Here is a 619-nt window from a genome sequence, read left to right on the forward strand (position 1 = left end):
TAATGTGATAAGACATATGTTACAGAAATAAAAGAAAAAAGAGAGGAACTTTGATACAATAGGTTTTACCACAAACACAAAAGTATCAAAGGAGACCTCTCATGAAAATTATAACCGAAGAAATGCGTTTTCGCCAACGTTTATGTGAATATGCAATAAAACATGGGATAACACGTGCCGCAAGAAGATATCATACAAATAGACAGTTTGTATATCGGCAGCTAAAAAAATACGATGGCACCGTCAGGAGCCTTGCACTTAAATCAAGAAGACCGCATAGTAGTCCTAAGGCTCATAAAAAAGAAGAATTGGCGTTAATACAACGGATGCTGAAGCGTAACGGCGTGTATGGATTGGCCGAAGTTTACGTTAGATGCAGAGAAAAAGGATATAAACGAAGTTTTACAAGTATGTGCCGACAAATACGTAAAAAAGGGTATAAGAAGCCGATAATTCGTCGAAAAAGTTATTCTAAATACGAGAGAATGGACGGTAAATATCCGGGCGATAAAGTTCAAATTGATATAAAGTATGTTCCGGATGAATGTATTCGCTTTCCAAGTTACGGGAACAGATATTATCAAATAACAGGAATAGATGAATACAGCAGGAAACGAGT

The 619-nt window shown here is 36.5% G+C and carries 1 pseudogene; it reads left to right on the top strand.

The window, feature by feature from the left end:
* Positions 1 to 101: 101 nt before the first annotated feature.
* Positions 102 to 619 (top strand): annotated as a pseudogene (locus tag HMPREF1040_RS06010) (IS481 family transposase); the annotation flags it as partial.

Origin of the sequence: Megasphaera sp. UPII 135-E, assembly GCF_000221545.1 — a bacterium.
GTDB lineage: Bacteria > Bacillota > Negativicutes > Veillonellales > Megasphaeraceae > Megasphaera > Megasphaera hutchinsoni.